The organism is Niastella vici (assembly GCF_002077945.1).
GTDB classification, from domain to species: domain Bacteria; phylum Bacteroidota; class Bacteroidia; order Chitinophagales; family Chitinophagaceae; genus Niastella; species Niastella vici.
The window spans coordinates 179,510-200,596 of record NZ_LVYD01000113.1; the positions used below are offsets into that span (position 1 = coordinate 179,510).

The 21,087-nt window shown below is 44.8% G+C and carries 18 protein-coding genes; 6 read left to right on the top strand and 12 right to left on the bottom strand.

Annotated features, from left to right (window positions below; all coding sequences use genetic code 11):
• Positions 1-14: 14 nt before the first annotated feature.
• The 9 genes from A3860_RS37085 to A3860_RS37120 form a co-directional block, all read right to left on the bottom strand.
• Entirely contained in the window at positions 15-2,897 is a 2,883-nt protein-coding gene (locus A3860_RS37085) for a SusC/RagA family TonB-linked outer membrane protein (RefSeq protein WP_081155652.1), read from the bottom strand.
• A gap of 138 nt (positions 2,898-3,035) precedes the next feature.
• Positions 3,036-7,250 carry a hybrid sensor histidine kinase/response regulator transcription factor gene (locus A3860_RS37090; RefSeq protein ID WP_081155653.1) on the bottom strand — a complete coding sequence of 1,405 codons (4,215 nt, stop codon included), beginning with the start codon at positions 7,248-7,250 and terminating at the stop codon, positions 3,036-3,038.
• Positions 7,251-7,537: 287 nt separating this feature from the next.
• Positions 7,538-9,427: an RICIN domain-containing protein gene (locus A3860_RS37095; protein ID WP_081155654.1), complete on the bottom strand. Its 1,890-nt coding sequence runs from the start codon at positions 9,425-9,427 to the stop codon at positions 7,538-7,540.
• Between the two features lie 227 nt (positions 9,428-9,654).
• Positions 9,655-9,954: a type II toxin-antitoxin system RelE/ParE family toxin gene (locus A3860_RS37100; RefSeq protein ID WP_081155655.1), complete on the bottom strand. Its 300-nt coding sequence runs from the start codon at positions 9,952-9,954 to the stop codon at positions 9,655-9,657.
• On the bottom strand, positions 9,933-10,106 hold the full coding sequence (locus A3860_RS41405) for a hypothetical protein (protein ID WP_158085484.1): 174 nt from the start codon (positions 10,104-10,106) through the stop codon (positions 9,933-9,935). The genes A3860_RS37100 and A3860_RS41405 overlap by 22 nt, the downstream gene beginning before the upstream one ends.
• 66 nt (positions 10,107-10,172) lie before the next feature.
• Positions 10,173-11,840 carry a LamG domain-containing protein gene (locus tag A3860_RS37105; protein ID WP_081155656.1) on the bottom strand — a complete coding sequence of 556 codons (1,668 nt, stop codon included), beginning with the start codon at positions 11,838-11,840 and terminating at the stop codon, positions 10,173-10,175.
• 72 nt (positions 11,841-11,912) lie between these two features.
• The gene (locus A3860_RS37110) at positions 11,913-12,113 is read right to left on the bottom strand and encodes a hypothetical protein (protein ID WP_081155657.1); all 201 of its coding nucleotides are present in this window, start codon (positions 12,111-12,113) and stop codon (positions 11,913-11,915) included.
• 10 nt (positions 12,114-12,123) lie between these two features.
• Positions 12,124-12,615 carry a DUF2231 domain-containing protein gene (locus tag A3860_RS37115; RefSeq protein ID WP_081155658.1) on the bottom strand — a complete coding sequence of 164 codons (492 nt, stop codon included), beginning with the start codon at positions 12,613-12,615 and terminating at the stop codon, positions 12,124-12,126.
• Between the two features lie 107 nt (positions 12,616-12,722).
• On the bottom strand, positions 12,723-14,132 hold the full coding sequence (locus tag A3860_RS37120) for an aminotransferase-like domain-containing protein (RefSeq protein ID WP_081155659.1): 1,410 nt from the start codon (positions 14,130-14,132) through the stop codon (positions 12,723-12,725).
• A gap of 96 nt (positions 14,133-14,228) precedes the next feature.
• On the opposite strand from A3860_RS37120, the gene A3860_RS37125 reads away from it, so the two are divergent.
• The 6 genes from A3860_RS37125 (at position 14,229) to lepB (ending at position 18,219) form a co-directional block, all read left to right on the top strand.
• Entirely contained in the window at positions 14,229-14,654 is a 426-nt protein-coding gene (locus A3860_RS37125) for a GNAT family N-acetyltransferase (protein WP_081155660.1), read from the top strand.
• A gap of 369 nt (positions 14,655-15,023) precedes the next feature.
• Entirely contained in the window at positions 15,024-15,359 is a 336-nt protein-coding gene (locus tag A3860_RS37130) for a hypothetical protein (RefSeq protein WP_143774454.1), read from the top strand.
• A 162-nt stretch (positions 15,360-15,521) separates the two neighbouring features.
• Positions 15,522-15,770: an aldo/keto reductase gene (locus tag A3860_RS37135; RefSeq protein WP_081155662.1), complete on the top strand. Its 249-nt coding sequence runs from the start codon at positions 15,522-15,524 to the stop codon at positions 15,768-15,770.
• A 128-nt stretch (positions 15,771-15,898) separates the two neighbouring features.
• Positions 15,899-16,906, top strand: coding sequence for a zinc-dependent alcohol dehydrogenase family protein (locus A3860_RS37140; protein WP_081155663.1), 1,008 nt, complete (start codon positions 15,899-15,901; stop codon positions 16,904-16,906).
• Between the two features lie 24 nt (positions 16,907-16,930).
• Positions 16,931-17,476 (top strand): SRPBCC family protein, encoded by a 546-nt coding sequence (locus A3860_RS37145; RefSeq protein WP_081155664.1) that lies wholly within the window; start codon positions 16,931-16,933, stop codon positions 17,474-17,476.
• An 89-nt stretch (positions 17,477-17,565) separates the two neighbouring features.
• Positions 17,566-18,219, top strand: a complete 654-nt coding sequence (gene lepB, locus A3860_RS37150) for a signal peptidase I (protein ID WP_081155665.1) — start codon at positions 17,566-17,568, stop codon at positions 18,217-18,219.
• 15 nt (positions 18,220-18,234) lie between these two features.
• On the opposite strand, the gene A3860_RS42000 is transcribed toward lepB, so the two are convergent.
• From A3860_RS42000 to A3860_RS37165, 3 genes are all read right to left on the bottom strand, one after another.
• Complete coding sequence (locus A3860_RS42000; protein ID WP_245843708.1) at positions 18,235-19,563, bottom strand: glycosyltransferase family 25 protein; 1,329 nt, start codon at positions 19,561-19,563, stop codon at positions 18,235-18,237.
• A 24-nt stretch (positions 19,564-19,587) separates the two neighbouring features.
• Positions 19,588-20,721: a TlpA disulfide reductase family protein gene (locus A3860_RS37160; RefSeq protein ID WP_081155666.1), complete on the bottom strand. Its 1,134-nt coding sequence runs from the start codon at positions 20,719-20,721 to the stop codon at positions 19,588-19,590.
• Between the two features lie 99 nt (positions 20,722-20,820).
• Positions 20,821-21,045, bottom strand: a complete 225-nt coding sequence (locus A3860_RS37165; RefSeq protein WP_081155667.1) for a hypothetical protein — start codon at positions 21,043-21,045, stop codon at positions 20,821-20,823.
• Between the last annotated feature and the right edge of the window lie 42 nt (positions 21,046-21,087).

The following is a 21,087-nucleotide window of genomic DNA, read 5'->3' on the forward strand; positions in this document are numbered from 1 at the left end:
AAAGCATTGGCAGGTTAAAATTTAACGTTGAGGCCGAAGTTGAACACCTTCATAATAGGATAGGCTGCGCCCCATGATTCCGGATCGAGGTCTTTACGCACTTTATAGATCTCGGCCCAGGTAAGCAGGTTCAACCCATTCGCAAAAAAGCGCACAGTGGGCGAACCGATCCTGCGCATCAATTTTTCGGGCAGAGTATACCCCACTTCCACATTCTTCAGCCGCACAAAATCATTATTGAACAACCAGAAAGAAGAAGTTTGCGAATTGTTTGTGTTAGTGCCTAACCAAACCCGTGGCTGGGTAGCTGTTTCAGCGGTTGCCAGGGTAAACCGGCCCAGGTTATATTCATAGGCGGTATAATTTCCATTATTGCCAAAACCATTCATGAAATCACCGCTGAGGTACGATTGGCGGTTCATGGTTCCCTGCAACAGCGCACTGAGGTCAAATCCTTTAAAGCGTAACCCGATGGTTGAACCGAAGTATATAGTAGGTTTGGCACTGCCAATACCCGATTGATCATTTGCATCGATAACGCCATCGCCATTACGGTCGAGGTACCGGATATCGCCGGGGCGCAAAGATGATTTTGGCGCAGCAGGCATTACAGCCGTTGCCGGGTCATTTATTTCATCATAACTTTTAAACAGTCCGGTAGCCGTATAACCATATAATACCCCAACCGGTTTGCCAGTGAGTACCTGGTAATCGTATTGTTTGGGCAGTTCGGCATTGTACACCACTTTCGATTGCACCATTGAGAAATTGGCAGAGATATAATATGCGAAATCCTTCACCTGGTCCTGCCAGGTAGTAGTTATCTCGGTACCATAATAATTGAATTTCTGATAATTAAGCGCAGGATAGCCGGCGCCCAGCACGGCTGTTGTCATAGTAGGGGCGGCCACCAGGTCGTAGAATTTATTATAGAAATAATCGGCGGTGACCGTTAACCGGTTCTTCAACAAGCCCACATCAATACCTGCATTCGCCTTTTTGGCTTTCTCGGGGCCCAGGTTGGGATTTGAAATAGCATTTTCACCGGTGCTTCTTTCGAGCGACATACCGGCGCCATACCAATAAGCCACCGCATTATTGGTGTTCGTTCCGGGGTTGAAATAGGTTTGTATATAAGAGAAATAACCGGCATTCACCTGTCCCGTTAACCCGTAATTGGCGCGCAGTTTCAGGTTGCTGATGAAATGCAGGTTGTCTTTTATAAAATGTTCGTTGTGCAGGTTCCAACCCAAACCGTAGGCCCAATAGGTTGCCCAGCGTTTGGCCGGCGTTAAATAGTTATAACCACCGTAACTCACCGCCCCTTCAACTACATATCTATCGTCATAGGTATAATTCACCTTACCGGCATAGGCGGTATAATTTTCAGGCAGGTTGTTGATATTGAACCAGAGCCTGCTTTGCTGGTTAGCTATTGCCTGTACATCAATGGCATGGCGGCCAAAAGTTCTTTCATAACCGGCAGCGCCTTCCAGATATACGATGCGCGAGCGCTCATTGACCCCGCCACCTGTCGTTTGCTCGGTAGTGGTGCCGTATTTTGTATAGCTATTAGTAGTACCGGCATATTGATACACCTCAAAGTTCTTCACCCGGGTGGTAGTATAATACGCCGTATTGTTATTCGATGCTTTGGCCCTGAGGTATAAACCTTTTGTGAGCACATCCAGATTTTGGGTTACTTCAAGATCAACGGCAATATCCCGCACATCCTGGAACTGGTAACCGCGCGATACGGCCTGCCCGTAGATGTTTGCATTTTCGCCATACACGCTCGTTCCGCCATAGCTGCCATTGGGATTATATACCGGGTAAGCCAGTTGCGGTGTAGTGAGCAGGGAAGAAAAAATACTGGCTACGCCCCCGCCCGGCTGGTTATAGCGCTGAAAACGGCCGAATAAATTTAATTGCACAAAGGTGCTGGGTGTTACATCCACGCCGAGGTTCGAGCGAAGGATATAGCGGTCGAGCTGTGAATTGGTATTATAAGGATTCTTGTCATCATCGGTTTTAAACAGGCCCTTTTGATTGAGCTTGTCGAGGTCAACAAAATACCTGAAGCCTTTGCCGCTACCCTGAATATTAAAATTATAACGGGTTACGCGGGCATTTTTATTCAGCACGGTTTTGTACCAGTTTACATCGGGATAGGTATAGGGGTCGGTCTGGTCTTTGTAGGCATCTATTTGCGCCTGACTGAAAACAGGTGTTGATGTTGTTTGTCCCAGGTCGTTTTGCCGCGCTTCATTATATAGCGTTGCATATTGCCAGGCAGCCAGCGGTTTGGGCAATGCCGAAGGCGTTTCAAAACCTGTTTGGGCGGTAAAAGAAAGCCGCGGTTTACCTACATCGCCTTTTTTTGTTTTGATAGAAATTATGCCATACGAAGAGCGCTGGCCAAACATCGCAGTTGACAAAGCATCTTTCAGTACGGTAATAGATTCGATCTGTTCGGGATCGAGTGAGAGATAACCGCGTTCAACGCCGTCAACCAGAATGATCTGGGCCCTTGCACCGCGAATGTCGAAACTCATCCCGTTTCCATCGAGACCGGGACCGCCGCTGGTAAAGCGGATATTCAACCCGGCCAGCCGGCCAGGCAATGCCTGTAAGAACTGCGGACTGGGTGTTGTTGATAGTTGACTGGTGTAAACAGTAGCAGTCGATTGAAGCAACCGGCTTTTCTTTTGAACACCGAAAAGCACCGGTTCTACATCGGGCGATTTCAATAAGGGGGCATTGGTTGTTTTAAGCGCCAGCTTAATGGTATCATCATCCTGCGCCTGTGCAGAAAAAGAAATAGTGAGGCAGGCTAGCAGCAAGGCCCTCCATAATAATAATGGAGAAACCGAACCCGGGGGTTTGCAGGCAATCATAAGCAATCGTTTTAATAACAGTATTGGTTACAAATAGGCTTAACCCTGTAAAATTAACAGGGAGAAAAGGGAGGTATGTGGGGGGTAAATGTCTTAAATGAGGGGTAAATCTGTCATTTGGTTAGTTATACCCTTTAATTATTCCCTGTTGTCGGGATTAATGCTATCCTTATCAACCGTGAATTGTTTTCCATGCACATTGCGGTAGCGACGGATATATTCAGAAGGATTCATGCCGAACAGCTTGTTAAACTGTTCGCGGAAGTATTTGATGTCGTTAATGCCGACCATATTGGCCGTTTCATTTACATTATAATTGGAGTTGATGAACAGTTCTGCTGCCTTGCGCAACCTGATGAACCGGATAAAGATATTTACCGATTGCCCCGAAACAGATTTCACTTTCCGGAACAGGTTCGAATGGCTCATGCCCATTTCGGCCATCAACGTTTTTACGCTGAAATTGTCGTCATCGAGATGGCTCTCCACAATGGCAATACATTTTTCGAGGAAGGCTTTGTATTCCTGGGATATCCGCTGGTTATTTTTATTAAGCGTGATCTCATTATAAAAATACCGCTGCAGGGTGTTGCGGGTCTTAAGCAGGTTAGTTACCCGGGCCTGTAACAAGGTATTGTCGAACGGTTTAATGATATAATCGTCGGCTCCGCCTTCCACGCCTTTCAGTTTGAATTCATCGGAGGTACTGGCGGTAAGCAAAATGACCGGAATGTGGTTCAGCGAATCGTTCCCTTTTATCTGTTTACACAATTCAATGCCGTTCATTTCCTGCATATGTACATCGGAAATGATAAGATCGGGCAAATAGGTGACTGCAGCCTTTAAGCCTTCTGCGCCGTTCTCGGCCTGGTGAATTATATAGGTATCCCTGAACAGCTGCGCGAGGTAATTCCTTATTTGTTCGTCATCGTCGATGAGCAGAATGGTTTGTTTATCGGTGACCACCTCGGCCGTAGGCAATTTCTCTTCTACCTGTTTTTTGCTTTCTTCGATGGGTTCTTCCTTTACTGTTTGTAAAAACACGGGCCCCGATTCATGTTCCGCTACAATGGGGATGCCATTAAAATGCTCAGCGCCTTTTAATAAGGTAAGAAAGAACGTGGCGCCTTTGCCTTCTTCACTGGTGTAGGTGATATGCCCCTTATGCTGGTCGGTAAAATGTTTTACCAGGAACAGCCCGATGCCGAAACCGGTTTTGGTGCCGGTGATGGTTCTTTCGGCCTGGTAAAACTGTTCAAACAATTTTTCACCGATCTGCCCCGGAATACCGGCGCCGCTATCGGCGATCTCAATCTGCACATTTTCATCCTGTTCGGTCACCGTGAAGGTAATGGAACCGTTGGCCGGCGTATATTTAAAGGCATTGGACAGCAGGTTGTAAAAAATGATCTCCAGTTTTTCTTTATCGGCGCAGATCTCCAATTCCTCATTGGCACAATTAAAAGTGTACGTGATCTGCTGCGAACGGGCCTGCTGCACAAAGCAGAGGTATACATCCCAGGCAAGGTGATGCAGGTTCAACCTGGAAGGTTTAATAGTATCCAGCCCGCTTTCGGCTTTGCGGAATAACAACAGTTGATCGGCCAGGCTCAACATGCGGCGCGCATTGCGGTAAACAATGCTCAGCTCGCCATCGGGTTTTGCCTGTTCCTCCTGACGTTTTTTGAAAAGGTCTTTGAGCGGATTGATGATGAGGGTAAGCGGTGTTCTGAATTCATGTGCAATGGTGGTGAAATAGGAGATCTTCTTTTCATTGATCTCCCTTTCCTTTTCGTTCAACATTCGCTCGGCCTCGCGCTCCACGTGCTCGCGCTCCCGTTCGGCCCTTTCTTTTTCCAGCTCCGCTTTTTCTTTGGCGCGTTCAGCCTTTTCAGTTTCCGCATTCAGCCGCGCAATTTTCACTTCATAAGCCAGCCGGGTTTGTTTTATGCGATACCTGTTGTATACATATATAATAGCACCTGCCATGAGCACATACATCAAATAGGCCCAAACAGAGCGGTACCAGGGCGGCAGTACAATGATCTGTAACAGCAATTCCTTTCCATCCCATTTTCCGGGCGTGCTGGTACTTTTTACCCGCAGGGTATAGTTGCCTTCAGACAGGTGCGTGTACACCGCAGTTCTGGAATTGTTGGCGTAGTTCCAGCCCCTGTCCCACCCTTCGAGAAAATAAGCATATTGCATTTTGTCGGGCGCCGAATAATCGAGCGAAGCAAATTCAAAGGAAAGAATGGCTTTGTTAAATGGCACTTTAATGACCTCAATGCTGTTGCCGGTACTTTTTTCAATCACCGAATTTTCCTGTTCTATGGGGGTGTTGTTTATTTTGATATCGGTGAACAGGATGGGCCGGGTATTTCTATATTCAATAATATCGGCGGGCTGAAAGATGTTGAACCCTTTTATGCCGCCAAACACCAGTTCGCCCGATCGTAATGCAAGGGCCGCGTTATAGTTGAACTGGTTGCTTTGCAGGCCATCATTCTGATAATAATTGGTAAACTGTTGATCTTTCCCGTTGAATTTGGAAAGGCCGTTAAAGGTGCTGATCCATAAATTGCCCTGCCGGTCTTCGAGGATATTTAAAATGGAATTGCTGCAAAGCCCTTCGTCTGTAGTGTATCGTTTTACGATCTTTCCGGTCTTTCGGTCGAACAACAGGAGACCGCCCCCTTCGGTTCCAACCCAGAAATTACCGGCTTTATCTTCCTGCAGCGAACGCACGGGTTTTCCAATATTAAAGAAACGGTGTTGTTTTTTTACCGGATCTATGGCAATTAAATTCGACAAAGAACCGGCCCATAAAGTTCCTTCCCTGTCCTGGGTGATCAATAACAGGTCTTTTAATTTGTCATCGAACAACTCAAAAGTGTTGGTCGCACGATTCAATACAAAAAGTCCATATTGCAGGGTCCCGGTCCACAACCTGTTTTGTTTATCCTGGAACATGGTATAAGTGAGGCCGTTCACGAATTCCCTGAATGGGGCCACCTGTACAAACCGGAAATGTTCAAAATTATTGGCAGCACTGTTATAGCGGTTCATGCCGCCTCTGTAGGTGGCTACCCAAACCTTATTTTCGGGATCGCTTGTAATGGCGGTAATATAATCGTTGCTCAGTGAATGCGCATCAGCCGGGTCGTGCCGGTAATTGCGGAATGTATTTGTTTTGCGGTCCCAGATGCTGAGGCCATTGCCATCGGTTCCCACCCATAATTTCCCATCGGATCCTTCGTAAAAAGCAAAAATATAATTACTGAGCAGTGTATTGGCCGCCAATGGGTCAACATCAACTTTGCCGAACAATTTCTTGCGGTTGTCGATAATATTGATACCGCCGCGCAAACAGCCGATCCACATTCTGCCATCGCGGTCTTCCAAAACAGAAGTGATGGCATTACTACTCAGCGAATACCGTTGTTTGTCAGCCTCCAGGTATTGCATGGATTGGTCGTTTGCAATATCCAGGATGGTAATGCCGGCATTGGTTGACACCCATAATTTGTTATTGCGGTCGCAGGTGAGTGCGATCACATCATTCTGGTGCAGGCCATTTTGCTCATCGTAATATTTATCGTAGGTGTTTTGTTTAATGCTGTACCGGTGCATGCCTCTGCTGCTGCCCACCCAAATAAGATCGCCTTTTACCTCGAGGCAACTGGCATTGGTAATGGATGCGTTTACCAGGCGGAGTTTTTTCGCGGCAGCATCAAAACGGTACAATCCTTTTGCCCGTACAAACACCCATATCGTTTTATCGGTGCCTTTTTTAATGGAGGCAATGTCGAGCACCTGCCCTGCTGCCTCCCCATCCATAGGAACGCGAACACAAACGCTGTCACCTGCCGCGCAAAAATATACGCCGGCATCAATGGTGCCAATAAACATATTGCCATCGCCATCGCTTTCGAGATCGCGGATCACGTTTGTTAATTTAACGAGCGGGCCTTTACCTGTTTTATAATAAACGGGCGTAAAACTATTGGCCAGGCTGTGGTAAACAGCGACTCCCTGCCGGGTGCCTACCCAAATGTTACCAATGTTGTCTTCATCGATGGCGTTGATGAAATTGTTGGGTAAAGAAAGCGGGTTGTTGAAATTATTGCGGAATACTTTAAAATTATAGGCATCGTACCGGTTCAACCCATCATAGGTGCCGAACCATACAAAACCTTTTTGATCCTGGAAAATACAACGTACCGAATTGTTTGATAAGCCCTGTTCTATACCCAAATAAGAGGTGATCGGGTAATCCGTAGCATAGAGGGGCCGGAAGAGATTAATTAACAGTAACGACAATACTGTCGCTTTGACAATTCCTATTTTCATACGCAAGCACTAAAGCAACAACTTAGAGCTAATTCTGGTTACACCATAAATGTACAATTCTTGCTGTATGCGTAACCATATTTTTGCGGGAATTTTAAACTGTTGAAAGGAATATTTTAAAAATCAATCGATTAATCCTTCGACGGGAGGCATCGCTCAGCGCATGCCACGCTCCTTCGATACTTCGGCTACGCTCAGTGCGCTCAGTACCAGTGCGCTGCCCACGAAAAAATCCCCCGACTAATGTCGGGGGGTGCTCTGATGTGTAAACGTTTACAATCTGTAAACTACTCTTTAATAATTGTCCTGACTACATTACCCGCTCCCTGGTTCACTTTTACGAAATAGGAACCGGGCGCCAGTCTCGAAATATCGATGGTATGCCTACTGCCCTGGGCATTAGCCGAATACATCAATTGCCCATTCGCATTATACACCTGTATAGTTGCTTTTTCTTTGAAATAAACGGTCACCTGTTTTTGAGCCGGATTGGGCGTTATCAACAAGGTGTTTTGTTCAGTGGTTGTTGTGCCGTTTTCGGTGGTAACCATTCTTGCACCTGAAACAGGAACGAGTTGCCATTGCTGATTGGCGGCGGCGAGGTACGTCCACTGTTGAACAAGCGCGCCATCTGCTGTGGAACCACCGTTTACATCGAGGCATTTGCCACTATGTACCGGAGTAATGCGATAATACCCATTACCGGCAGGAATAAAGGTGAACCGTTGATTATTGCCGCCAGTGGATGTCCAGATCTGCACTTTGGCGCCATCGGCGGTGGAAGCGGAATTTATATCCAGCGCTTTTCCACTGCCTACGCCGGTTACCATATAGCTGCCGCTGCTTTGGAACGCCAGGGTCCACTGTTGGCATGCACAGGTGTTCGCCGTCCATTGTTGTACCTGGCTGCCATTGGCGGTTCCATTGTTTAGTACATCGAGCGCCTTGCCACTGTGCCGGGCATAGATCTTATAGGTGCCATTGGCAACAGTATTCGCCACAAAGGGATCGCGGGTAAAGGTCAATGAGCCAAAGCCCAGTTGATCGAATCCGCCACTGGCGGTGCCATAATTGCCACCGCCACCTTCGGGCCTGTGCAGCTGAGCATAGGCGGCCATACCGGGCACAGCTATTCCGAGGCGATTGGCATAATGGTTATACACCATTTCCCAAACCGGGCGCAGATTGCCCCTGCTGGCGTCAGAAATAACTGTTTGCGACATTTGCGCACAATTTTGACCGTTGCCCCAGGTATATGTAGTGTAGGGCACGGTATTGCCGATATTATATTGTGCCACATATTCGGCGCCTTTCATAAAACGGTTGCTATCGTACCCATACATATCATCGCCCTGGTTCCAGGCCATTTCACAAAAAGAAGCCAGCAAACCAATACCCAGGGTGCAATGGCCCTGGTCGCGGCCACTCTCCTGCCACTGGCCCAATGTGGCCGAGTGCAGGTACCAAACAGCATGCATGATGGAACCATTGCCCGCGCCGGTTTTGAAATAGTCAATGGCACGGTTGTAGAGGTCGCGGCGATCGCACAGCACACCAATGGCCAGAATGGCGGCCATATTGCAGAGGTCCCAGTTAGCCCAGTAATTGGTGATGCAGGCGCCGTTGTGATTGAGGAGAAAGTTATCGCACAGGGGATAAAATTCATTCAGCATCATGTTCTTGAAGCGGGTAAAATCGACTGCGGCCCAACCGCTGTAGGTGCGCATGATCTCGGCCGCATTGGCGAACTGATACCCATAAATGCCCGAAGCAAGAAACCGGTCGGCATTTCCCGTGATCTCCTTCAGCGTAGATGACCAGGCATTCATGATGGCGATGCTTTTATCGGCGTAAGCATCATCGCCCGAAATTTTCCATCGCAACGCACATTGATAGGCAGCGGCAATGTCGTTGTACAATTGTGGATAGTTCTGGTTGGTGCCGCCTCTTCGCACGGTATCTGTAGGCCGGGCTACATACCCCAATTGCGAATGGCTATTGGCGACAAGCAGGTCCCAACTCCCTTTCCAGGGTTGAGCGCCGGCATTGACCTTGGTTCGCATTCGGGTGAAATCGGCTTCGGTGTGTAACAAACCGGGATGAACAAACGCCTGTGCGGCAGCTTGCCGGGCGGTAATGGCAATGAATAGCAAGCAAAGAACAAGGTTCTTTTTCATGATCGTTAGTATTGAGGTTTAATAATTAACTTATTACAACCTGTTTTTCATGTGCTATAAGTGGTGCAGCGTTTAAGAGAGGATAGTCAAAAATAAATGGGGGGTGGAAAAAGGAAGGCGGGGGCAATGGTCAAATAAAGGGGGTGGAATGACCAAAGGAGAATGGTCAATGGTGAATGGTGAATAACTCGCGTTATTCGAGATTAATAACTGATTTTGGGCCCTAGTTACCAATAAATTAATTTTGAAGGAATAAATTCGCAAATGATCAATTCTGTGGCAGTTTCAATAAATACAATAGTGTATTTCTTTTTATATGGAGTGCATTTATAACCTAAACGTTCGCGGGAGGGTTCTTTACAAACGGCATATGATTTCCTTTGATCCGAAAGTTTCAGGAAGTGATCATATACATTATCAACAAATTTGTCGGCAGTAGCAATTAAACCTTTGGATTCAATATACCAGGCAATAGCGGCAATATTATCTGCTGCTGATTTTTTTACTACGACTTTTCTGCTGCCCATTTCCTGATCATTTTTTTACTATGGGCCCTTGCTTCCTCGATAGTAAACAATTTTTCAGGTTTTGTTTTCAGCGCTGCCTTTTTTTGTAAGGCCTGAAAATCTTTCTCCGGGATCAAAACATACTTTTTCTTGTCTATTACAATCGCTGTCATAATTGCCTGTTTATTAGTCAAATTTAATAAAAAAATGGCAAAAAGAAGGGACGAATTCGGCCGTTTTTACTGGTTGAAGATCCTTTCCGCATGCTGCAGCGATTGATTGGCAGTGAGCTCGTAATTATAGAGGGCCACTTTGCCAATGCTGCCATGAAAGAATGAACCGGTGTCGGCGGTGGCAATGCGAAAAGGGGCTGAACCGGCCTGCGGCACAACGGAATAGCCGATGAGTGCATCTTTATCCTGGAAAGTAACAACGGTGCCGCTGTTGTTTTTGCGATGTACATACAGTTTTGTATAGCCGGTTGGATAGTCGGAAGAAATATCAATCGTATTTATGATCAACATATAATGGATCCACTCCCCGGTTTGAACGGGCCAATTGGCAGCAGCCTGGTAATAAGAACCGGCACCTTTGCCGCCTGGTAAATTAAAGGCATAACCTGAGATGCGGTTCAGGCGGTTGCTATCTTCCCCGGTAGGATGTTGCCCATACATTCTGGCCACATATTCGCATTGCCCGTTCTCCCGCTTGCCCAACCAGTGCACATAACCGGTACCTTCTGTTTTTTCAAAGTCAAGTATATCGGGGCGCAGCCAGGCTTCCACCGTTAGCACGCCGGTAACGGGTACGGAAAAAGCGGGTGCGTTGGCCACTTCCCCATATTGCGAAACACCATTAAACACCAGCGATGCATCGCCATTGGGCATGGTAGTTACCCCGGGGTTGTTTATAAATGCTGCAGCATGTCCATGACCGGTGAGATCGGTTCCGGCCGTATTCCAGTAAGCAACGGGATTCCCCGACAGAACAAGATTATCATAGCCAAACATAGCGTTGCCATGTTGGGCCAGGCGCGCACTGTCGGGTTCATAACTGTAGAGCGCCGCTTTGCCTATAGCGCCTTTGAAGAAAGAACTCAAATTGCGGGTCCCTATGCGAAATGGCGCGGTGCCGGCCAATAATTCACTTCCATTCAAAGGGTCCTGGTCTTCAAAACTGATAAGCTCGCCATTGCTGTTCCTGCGTTGTATATACAGCTTCGTATAACCGTAAGGTTGTTGTGCGGAAACAGCTTTTGTATTTATTACAAATACATAATGGATCCATTCGCCGGCTGAGATTGCCCAGTCGGCACCTGGTTGATAATATGAGCCCGCAGCTGAACTACCGGCAAGCGTATACGCATTGCCTGCCAGCCGGTTGGTGCGGCCCTGATCATTTCCGGTGGGGTTTTGTGCGTACATTCTGCATACATATTCATGCTGGCCGCTTTCGCCCTTACCCATCCAGTTTATATAGCCCGTACCTTCCATATCAGGAAAATCAAGTACATCGGGGCGTAACCAGGCTTCCATGGTAAGGACGCCGGTTGCCGAAACAGATAACGCCGGCGCTGCATGCACCTCGGCATACTGATTAACACCATTGAACAACAAAGAGCGATCGCCATTAGGCAAAGCAGTGGTGGTGGGCGTGTTCATCAATACACCGGTATAGCCATGACCGGTAACATCAGTACCTGAAGCATCATTCCAGAAAGCTACCGGCTGATCGGCCAGGATCATATTATCATACGGACTTACTGCTGCATTGATAGTAAAGGCCAGGCGCGCCGTATTGGCGGCGGACTTATTTTCATTCTTTGTATCAGGCTGAATTTCCAGGTTGCGGTGGCAACGGGTGAAACATATTATAACAACTAAACAGGCCGGTAATATTGTTTTCATTGGTAATATGATCTTGGGTAATGATCACCAAGATGGTAAAAGAAATGACAGAAAACAAATATGCTATTTTGATTATTTGACAAGATGCGGCACAGGCTTTACTGATCGCAGGTAGGAATAAATGGCATTGACCTGTTTATCGGTGAGACTTTTAAATTTATCCATGGGTGGAGATAGCTCTCTTCCCGTTTTAAAATAAAACCGGCAACCGATACCAGTAAGGATTATCAGCAGGATGTAAACAGGCCATCTTGCTTTATTGCGTACCACCATTGGATAAATTTTATGCTTGTCTTATTTGGATCCGTTCTTTCAAACTTATTTCCGGCTTGTCATCGTCTACTCCTACATGGTGTTTCTGAACAAGCGTCCAGCCCAAAAAGCCGGCGGCCAGTGTTAATATAAAGCCGAGGGCAGTAAGCGGAATGGCCAGGCCCAGCGAAGGCGTGGCATCGTCCCATTTTTTATATTCAACAAGCGCCGCTATACCGAAACATACCAACGCCGCCACATTGCAAAGCATGTGATAGATGCCGGTCTTTTTTGCTTTTGAGTCAGTTGGGATATTTAACCAATCAATGAAGCCGGGGATTGCCGCTAAGGCTGCCATGGCCACACCGGCTATATTGGCCACTACTGCCACTTTAAACCAGAAAGGATTGCTATTACTATTGTACACAATGTAGCATACAAGTGCGGCTGTATAAAATGCTACGGGGAAGGCAACCAGCATGGGATGCACCGGGTGCCCTGCAATTTTTATTTTGGAATACATAAAAGAGCTTTATTAAAATTGCTGTAAAAGCTGTGCCATACCCCGGCTTAGCCAGGCTCTTTTGTATTTTTTAAAAAGAAATAGGACGAAGTATGTATCATACTACATCAGGAAGCAATCAACCTGCCGAGCTGTTTTAATTTATGTTGCACTTCATCTGTCCAATATAAACCAAGCGAAAACCGCATACAGTTTTCATATTGATTTTGCAGGGTGTACATTCTGCCGGGGGCAATGCATATTTTTTGTTTAAGGGCTACATCAAACAGTTCCGAGGTATTTACTTTTTTATCGAAGGCAACCCATAAAGCCAGGCCACCCTGCGGCCGGCTGGTTTTGGTGCCTTTCGGAAAATATTCAGCAATGCCATCTATATAATGCTGATAATTGCGTTGCAAGGTCAGCCGCATTTTTCGCAGGTGATTTTCATACCGGCCGGTCTTTAGAAAATTGGCTACTGCTTCCTGTGTAATGGTAGAAGAAGAAATGGCATGCACCAGTTTTAATTTCATTATCTGGTCCCTGTATTTTCCGGGGGCCACCCACCCTACCCGGTAACCCGGCGCCAGCGTTTTTGAAACAGCACTGCACCACAAAACGGTGCCTGTTGTATCAAATGCCTTGCAACATTTTGGACGTTGATTGCCGAAATACAGATCGCCATAAATATCATCTTCAATAAGCGGAATATTATGTTTCGCCAGCAGCTGTACCACTTCCTTTTTATTTTCGTCGGGCATACAACTGCCCAATGGTGTATTGAAGTTGGGGACCAGCAAACAAAGATCGATCTTGTTAACCACCTTCCTGAGGGCATCTATTTCAACACCTGTAACCGGATGCGTAGGTAACTCCAATACTTTCAGGCCCAGGCTTCGGGCCAGTTGCAAACTACCGGGGTAACAGGGACTTTCCATTGCAATGGTATTACCGGGTTTACTCAACGCCATCATGCAAAAGGATAAAGCATTCATGCCGCCTGCAGTAGTTACCAGGTCATCTTCGCGCAGGTTCCCGCCCCACGATAAAGAACGGGCGGCAACCATCCGGCGCAAGCTTTCATTGCCCTGTAACTGTTCATATTCCGTACCGCTGCCACGTAACTGGCGCGTTGCATACATTATTTCCTTATTCAGTTTTGACAAAGGCAATAATTCGCCGGATGGCGCGCCTATGGAAAAAAGCATCAGGTCTTTACGGCCCATGGTAGCATACACTTTCCTGATCAATTCATAGGGCTCTTTCGGGCTACTTACCAATGATGGCTTGCTGACCTCCGGAAGCGGCAGCCGCTGATAAGGCAAGGGACTTACAAAATAACCCGACTGAGGTTTTGATTCAATAAGCGACTGTGCTTCCAGCTCGAGGAATACTCTTTTTGCCGTGTTCATACCAATGCCATGTTCCTGACATAATAGTCGCACCGATGGCAGGCGTTCACCGGCCTTTAAAACGCCATTCCTGATTAGGCTGGCAATATTGTTAGAGATGGCTACGTATAGAAAATCCTTTTCCATTCAACAAAAATAACTGTGTCCATCAAAATACACAAAACTGGGACTGTGTTTATCAAACACGCAAGACTAGTTTTGCATAAATAAATACAGGTACATATGTCGCAAGTGATCATTAAAACAGGAAAAGAAAATATGGATGTCAATGTGATACATCGTTATTTAAGTGTAGATTCTTATTGGGCAAAAGGCATCTCTTATACGCTGGTAGAACGTTCGATGGAAAATTCTTTTTGTACCGGCGCCTTTGTAGATGGGAAGCAGGTAGGTTTTGTTCGGGTGATCACCGATTATTATACATTCGGCTGGTTCGCCGATGTTTTTGTATTACCTGAATACCGGGGCCAGGACATTTCGAAAAAAATGCTCTCGCATATTCTTGATCAGCCCTGGAGTAAACGCCTGCGCAGAAAAATGCTGAATACCAGCGATGCGCATGGGTTGTACCGCCAATTTCAGTTTAAGGAACTTGCCACACCTACGAACCTCATGGAAATTGTTAATGCAGACATTCATTTGAAATAGAGTCTGCGATACACATTCCTCAAAGCATCTCGTGCAGATAACTCTATAAGTTTGGAAGATTGGAGCTCAGCATACCAGGCTAAGTTTTCGCCTTACCAGACTCAAAATGTCACATTTTGACTTAAGGATGCCGCATTTTGATTCAACATTTCGACTTACCAGAGCAACTTCAGCGCATTGCAGCCCCGGGTTGAGCCATACCTGAATGGAATTTCATCCTACCAGACTCGATTTACATCATACCCGAATGGATTTTCATCATCCCAGGCTAAGATTTGGCCATACCAAAGGGAGGTATAGCCAAATCTTAGCCTGGAACGGCGAATTCTTAGCCAATGATACCACAATGTTGCTTACTGACGCTCCATAATGAAATTTGGATACGACATTATGAGTTCCGGATACACTATAGTAATATCGGGATATTATATAGTTATTACTGAAAATTGCATAGTTCCTGGATGCTGCCCCAAAGTTGCTAATTATGCCGCATATGTTGTAAACGATGGGGCACTTGTTGCAAACTATGGGACATTTGTTGTGAACGATGGGGCGCTTGTTGTAAACGATGGGACACTTGTTGTAAACGATGGGGCACTTGTTGCAAACGATGGGGTGCTTGTTGCAAACGGTGGGGCACTTGATCGCAACTTCTTGTGGAAAGTTTTTAAGGTTGAGGTGAAACTTCAAAACATTGGGGTCTAAGTTGCGAACATTGGGGCCTAAGTTGCGAACATTGGGGCGTAGGTAAAAAACAAGAGACAGAGAATTTGATTTACCCTTTTGGCGAGGGCGTGGATTTGAGATGCCGCTTTCTAAGCTTGCTCCCAGGATTCCCGTGCCTCTTCACACCGTGGTAACGGAGCGATAGAAGAAAGCACGATCACAGAAGAAAAGATCAGGAAGGTATACGGGCTGAATAAAATTGCATTGGAGCGAGGTCAGAATTTAGCCCAGATGGTCTTATCATGGGTGTTGCGCGACAAACGGATCACTTCTGTCCTTTTAGGCGTCAGCAAGCCTGAACAGCTTACAGACTCGCTGAAATGCCTGGCAGCCGCCCCTTTTACAGATGAAGAGTTGAAACTTATTGAAGATGTATTGCGCGGCTATTGATAAATATTCCAGAAAACAAGATTTACGTTTTTTTATGTAACTGTCCAATTCACCCCACTATAAAGTCCATTTAAGCCCCGCCTGGGGCGAAATATAGCCAGTACATTTGTTGCCTAAAACCTGGCATCGTGAAAGCAATTCAGCTGGAACAATTTGGTATTGAGCATTTACAACTCAAAGAAATAGCAACCCCATCAATTGGGGAAAATGAAGTACTGGTGAAAACCACTGCCGTTTCATTGGAGTTTCACGACCTGATCATTGTAGAGAACAGGATCCCATTTGGCATTCCGCTTCCACTTATTCCCGTTTCTGAAGGCGTAGGAATAGTAGAAGAAGTCGGCGCTAAAGTGTCACGTTGGAAAAAAGGCGACCGGGTTATCATTCCTTTTATCTCCCGTTGGGAAGCAGGCAAAAACACTCCTTACAACGACCAATTGCGAACCAGCTTTTCACGTCCGGGCCTTTTGGCAGAATTCACCGTGCAACCTGAAAACACGTTGGTAAGAACACCCAAAAATTGTACAGATGAACAGGCAGCTCCATTATCAGTTTGCGGTCTAACGGTTTGGACCATTCTTGTTGAACAGGCTAATATCCGGGCCGGACAAACAATGCTGATCCAGGGCAGTGGCGGTGTTAGTTTGTTTGCATTACAGATAGCCAAAACATTTGGACTGAAAGTGATAGCCACCACCGGCAGAAAGGAAAAAGAACAGCAACTGAAAAACCTGGGAGCCGATGAAGTGATCAACTATAAAGAATTTCCACAATGGAGCAATGAAGTAAAACGCCTGAATGGTGGCGCCGGTGTAGATGTAACGCTGGATGTAGCCGGCACAGACACTATTGAACAAAGCATACTCTCGGTAAAACAACACGGATTTGTTGGCCTGATCGGCCTCATGACAGGCACCAAACTAACCATAGACCTGATCCCGCTTATTACGAACTACATCCGGCTGCAAGCTTATTCAGTTGGCAATGCACAGGAATTAAATGACCTGGTAAACGCTATTGAAAAAAATAACATCATACCCGTTATCGACAGCGTTTTTCCGCTGGAAAAAGTTCAGGATGCCTTTCACCGGTTTAAATCGGGCAAGGCATTTGGAAAAGTGATCGTTACCTTATAAACATTCAAATTTAAATCTATAAAAATGACTACATCAGATTTTACTACAACCATACTGGTCAATCGAACACCGCATGAAGCATTCAATGCCATCAACAATGTTCGTGGCTGGTGGTCTGAAGAAATTGAAGGCAATACCAATACACTCAATGATGTGTTCAATTATCATTTTGAAGACATTCACCGTTGTCAAATAAAATTAATAGAAGTAATCCCTGACAAAAAAGTAGTTTGGCTGGTAATGGACAACTATTTCAAACCGGGGATCTTCGATGAAACGTCGAAAAATAAGGGTAGCAAGCAACCGTTCCCACATGACAAAAGCGAATGGACAGGTACCACAATCAGTTTTGAAATTGCTGAAAAGGATAACAAAACGCAGGTGCGCTTCACTCATATCGGACTGGTTCCCGACTATGAATGCTTTGAAGTTTGCCAAAATGCCTGGACGCACTATATACAGCAAAGCTTGATGGGTTTAATTACCACAGGCAAAGGCCAGCCGAACGGTAGCGGCAAACCCATGACCGAAGATGAAGAGAAATTTCATGGGGCAACAGGCAAAGCATAATTTTTCAAACGGGGTTGTGCCGATTTATCGGGACGGCCCCGTTTGCCCTTTCCCGGTTACCAATAAAATTGTATATTGGCACCCTACTTATGAAAAAGTATCAAATCATCCTGATCAGTGTTTTTGGGGCCCTTGTTTTATTAATCGTTATCGGGCGTTTAACCAATGCACTTCAATATTACAGCGTTCCCACAAAATCAAATGAACCCACTTTCAAAACAGGCTCACATTTCCTGGCCTCCAACTTATTTAAGCCTCAAAGATTCGATTTCATTTGTTATAAATCAACCGCCCCTGAATACGAAAAACAAACCTGGTTTCATAGAGTATGCGGGATGCCGGGTGATATTGTTGAGATCAGAAATGGCGACCTGTTCGTAAATGGTAAAAACAGTGATGGACCGCTTAACCTGAAAAAACTATACGTTATTCCCTATGCTATTGCAATCAATCTCGATTTTGAAGAGGGCGAAGCAATACCGCTTCCGGGCGATAGCATTTTGGCGCCCCTGGAAACTATTAAACAAAAAGACATCATACAAAAATGCAGGCTCTATATTGACAGTAAAGAAGACCCTGCCATACATAGCACTTTTGGCAAACCCTGGTCGCCCTATAATTTCGGGCCCTATACCGTTCCTGCCAATACCTATTTTGTAATGGGTGATAACCGGTACCGTTCTATGGACTCCAGGTATAATGGTCCGGTGGAAAAGAAAAATTACCTGACTACCCTATTTTGATAACTGCAAACGGCATTATTTTTTAAAAAGCATTATATAGGCATTGTGGATCTGATTGATCCGGTGGGTGCTTTTTGCAAATAAGAAATTGAGCATTCCGGCATTTTCATTATGCATAGGTGTAACATCTGAATACCCAAAATCTTTTTGTTGAGAAATGAACGGGCAAAACAACATCTTGTTTACAGTCATTTCAGAAAGCTTTTTGTCACCTATTACAGAATCATCAAAAGGTTCATTGAGAATAGATTGAAAGAATTTTTTAAAAATGATTATAAATTGAGTTGAAAAACAAAAATTGGTCCATACCCTGTTTTCACTAACGGGTAATGCCAATCCAAATTTGCCCGATCCGCCAGACATATAATCAACGTGCTGACCGTGTGCTTCAATAATATTTCTTATGAGTATCTCTTTGGAGTAATTTTCAGTGAACTCATGATCGTCTTCGCAAATAATAATTACATCATCATCATTGACTATTGCTGCTTCAATTACTTTCCTGATACTCAACCATAAACCAACTGCCCCAACTTCATGACGGCATGCCTGTATTATGGAAACGTCGAACTCATTTTTTCCTCTAAATTGTTCCTCTATGTGTTTCCTTCGCTCGGTTCTTTCAGGTAGGTTGATTATATAAGTTGGAATTCTATATGATCCTATTTCGCAAAGATCCACCTCTTCCTTTAGCGAAAGGGTGTTATGGTAAAACTCCGAAATGTCTTTAATGGCATCAATTGTGGTGCAACTCTTTTTAAATAATGCTTCCACCCTGCCCTCTACATTGTTCTTTGCAGTGGCATCGGAGTATCCAAACTCCTTTTGAACGGAAATAAATGGACAAATAAAAAATCTACGGTCTGTTAAGCTACAGATCTTATAATCGGCATCATCTCCGGCATTAAAACCGGCATTTAGCATTGTTTCAAAGAAATTCCTGAAAATTATCAGAAACTGAGTACCCGAAAACATTTCCATCCAATACACATGCTCTGTACACTGTATAGTTCCGGTGAACCAACTTACCCCACCAGACAATACATCAGCGTTCAGCTTTTTTGCATCTGCAATGGCGTTAAATAGTTTTTCTGACGAATAATCATCTGTGAACTGATGATCATCTTCACAAACTACTATAAAATCGGCTGACCTATTTTGAGCAATGGTTATAACCTTTTTGATACTATTCCATAAACCAATAGGGCCAATATCGTGTGAACAGGCTTCAATTATCTGAACATCGAATTCCTTTTTATTTTTAAATTCCTGTAAAATGTATTCTTTTCTTTCTGTCCTGTGCTTTAAATTGATCACATAAACAGGAATAGGATGGTTGAACATGAATAATTTTTATTTGATAACATATCATTTAACTGACCTGGAAAGTAAATCAACCAGAACACCCGGCCTGTCTTCTTCACTGCTATAAACAATTACGCCTTCCTTATTGATCAAATAAATCAATGGAATTGGTTTGCCACCATAATTTGTATAAATTTCCCTTTGGCGGTCGAAAATGGTTGTCCAATTTATTTTATGTACACCCATGGCCTTTGCGAAGGCTGAAGAATCTGAATCGATGCTTATACTTATTACCTCCAGTCTATCGGCGCTGTAATTATCACGGATCTTTCTGATCGATGGCATTTCCTGCAGGCAGGGACGGCACCAGGATGCCCAAAACTGCAGCAGAATATATTTCCCCCTGTAATTGCCTGTATTAATTGTTACGCCTGTAATATCGTTCGCCGAAAAAGCAGGCGCTTTTAGCCCTTTATTTGCGTGCACAATTCCATTCATAACTCTAACGGTCTCTTTCCCCTCAAAACTATTTCTAACAGCTGCAGGAAACGAAGCAAATACCTTTGATAAAACGTCGGGCTTAATAAAGTTAGTTCCTGAAATATTCCGTTTGAACACCCAAAAGGAATAATATTGATCATTATACTTTTTTACAAATTCCAGTTGCTTTTTAACAAGAACACCTGACCTTTCATGCATGACCTGCATAACAGAATCCTTATTTGTTTCGTTAGTTTTATTGTCATAATAATCCATAATTTCATCCAGCTGCGAGGTTTCTTTTGCTGTAAAAAGGCGCATTTTTACTGCTGCCGGCAATTTCCTGATCTCAATGGCATTTAAAAGTTTGCAGCTATCTAAAGGATCAGCGGGTGTATCGCCATTTTTGCTTTCTGCAAAAACAAGTGAAGAAGACCCTTCGTTCAGGAAATACTCATTACTATAAAATGCCCCTGATGGCTTTCTGTATAAAACTGCAAGCATTACATATTTTGAATAAAACGTACCGGAAATGGTGGCTTTATTTTCATTAAACGTTGTGGCAACCGGGTATACCGTTTTGCCATTATCATATTGCATAATGACCTTTCGGGTATCTATATTTGCAGGAAACCGGATCTCAGTAGTAAACTTTTTTTGGGCATAACAATCCTGCGCAAGGTATATCGAAAGGGCAGCAATGAAATATCGCATCATATTCTAATAAGTTAGGTACCTATAAAGATAAAATATTTCTCCAGGTTATTCCCGGGTGCAACCTGGAGAAATATTAATGATACCCGGTTTCAGGTAATATTAGTGACAGGAACTATTGGAACCGTCGGGGCATACACATTGTGTATAACCGCTAACTACCTTTGTATTGCACACTTTATATGAACTTCCCACAACACACAACGTAGAACATTGGCCGCTTCCGCCATCGTCTAAAACAGAACCACCAAACACATTTTTTAACTGATCTCTGGAAAGAACTTCTTTAGCGCCGAGTTCAAGCGCTTTCAACTTCAATTTTTTCATTTTTTTTCGTTTAGGACTGTTTAATAATTAAGATCTTATCAG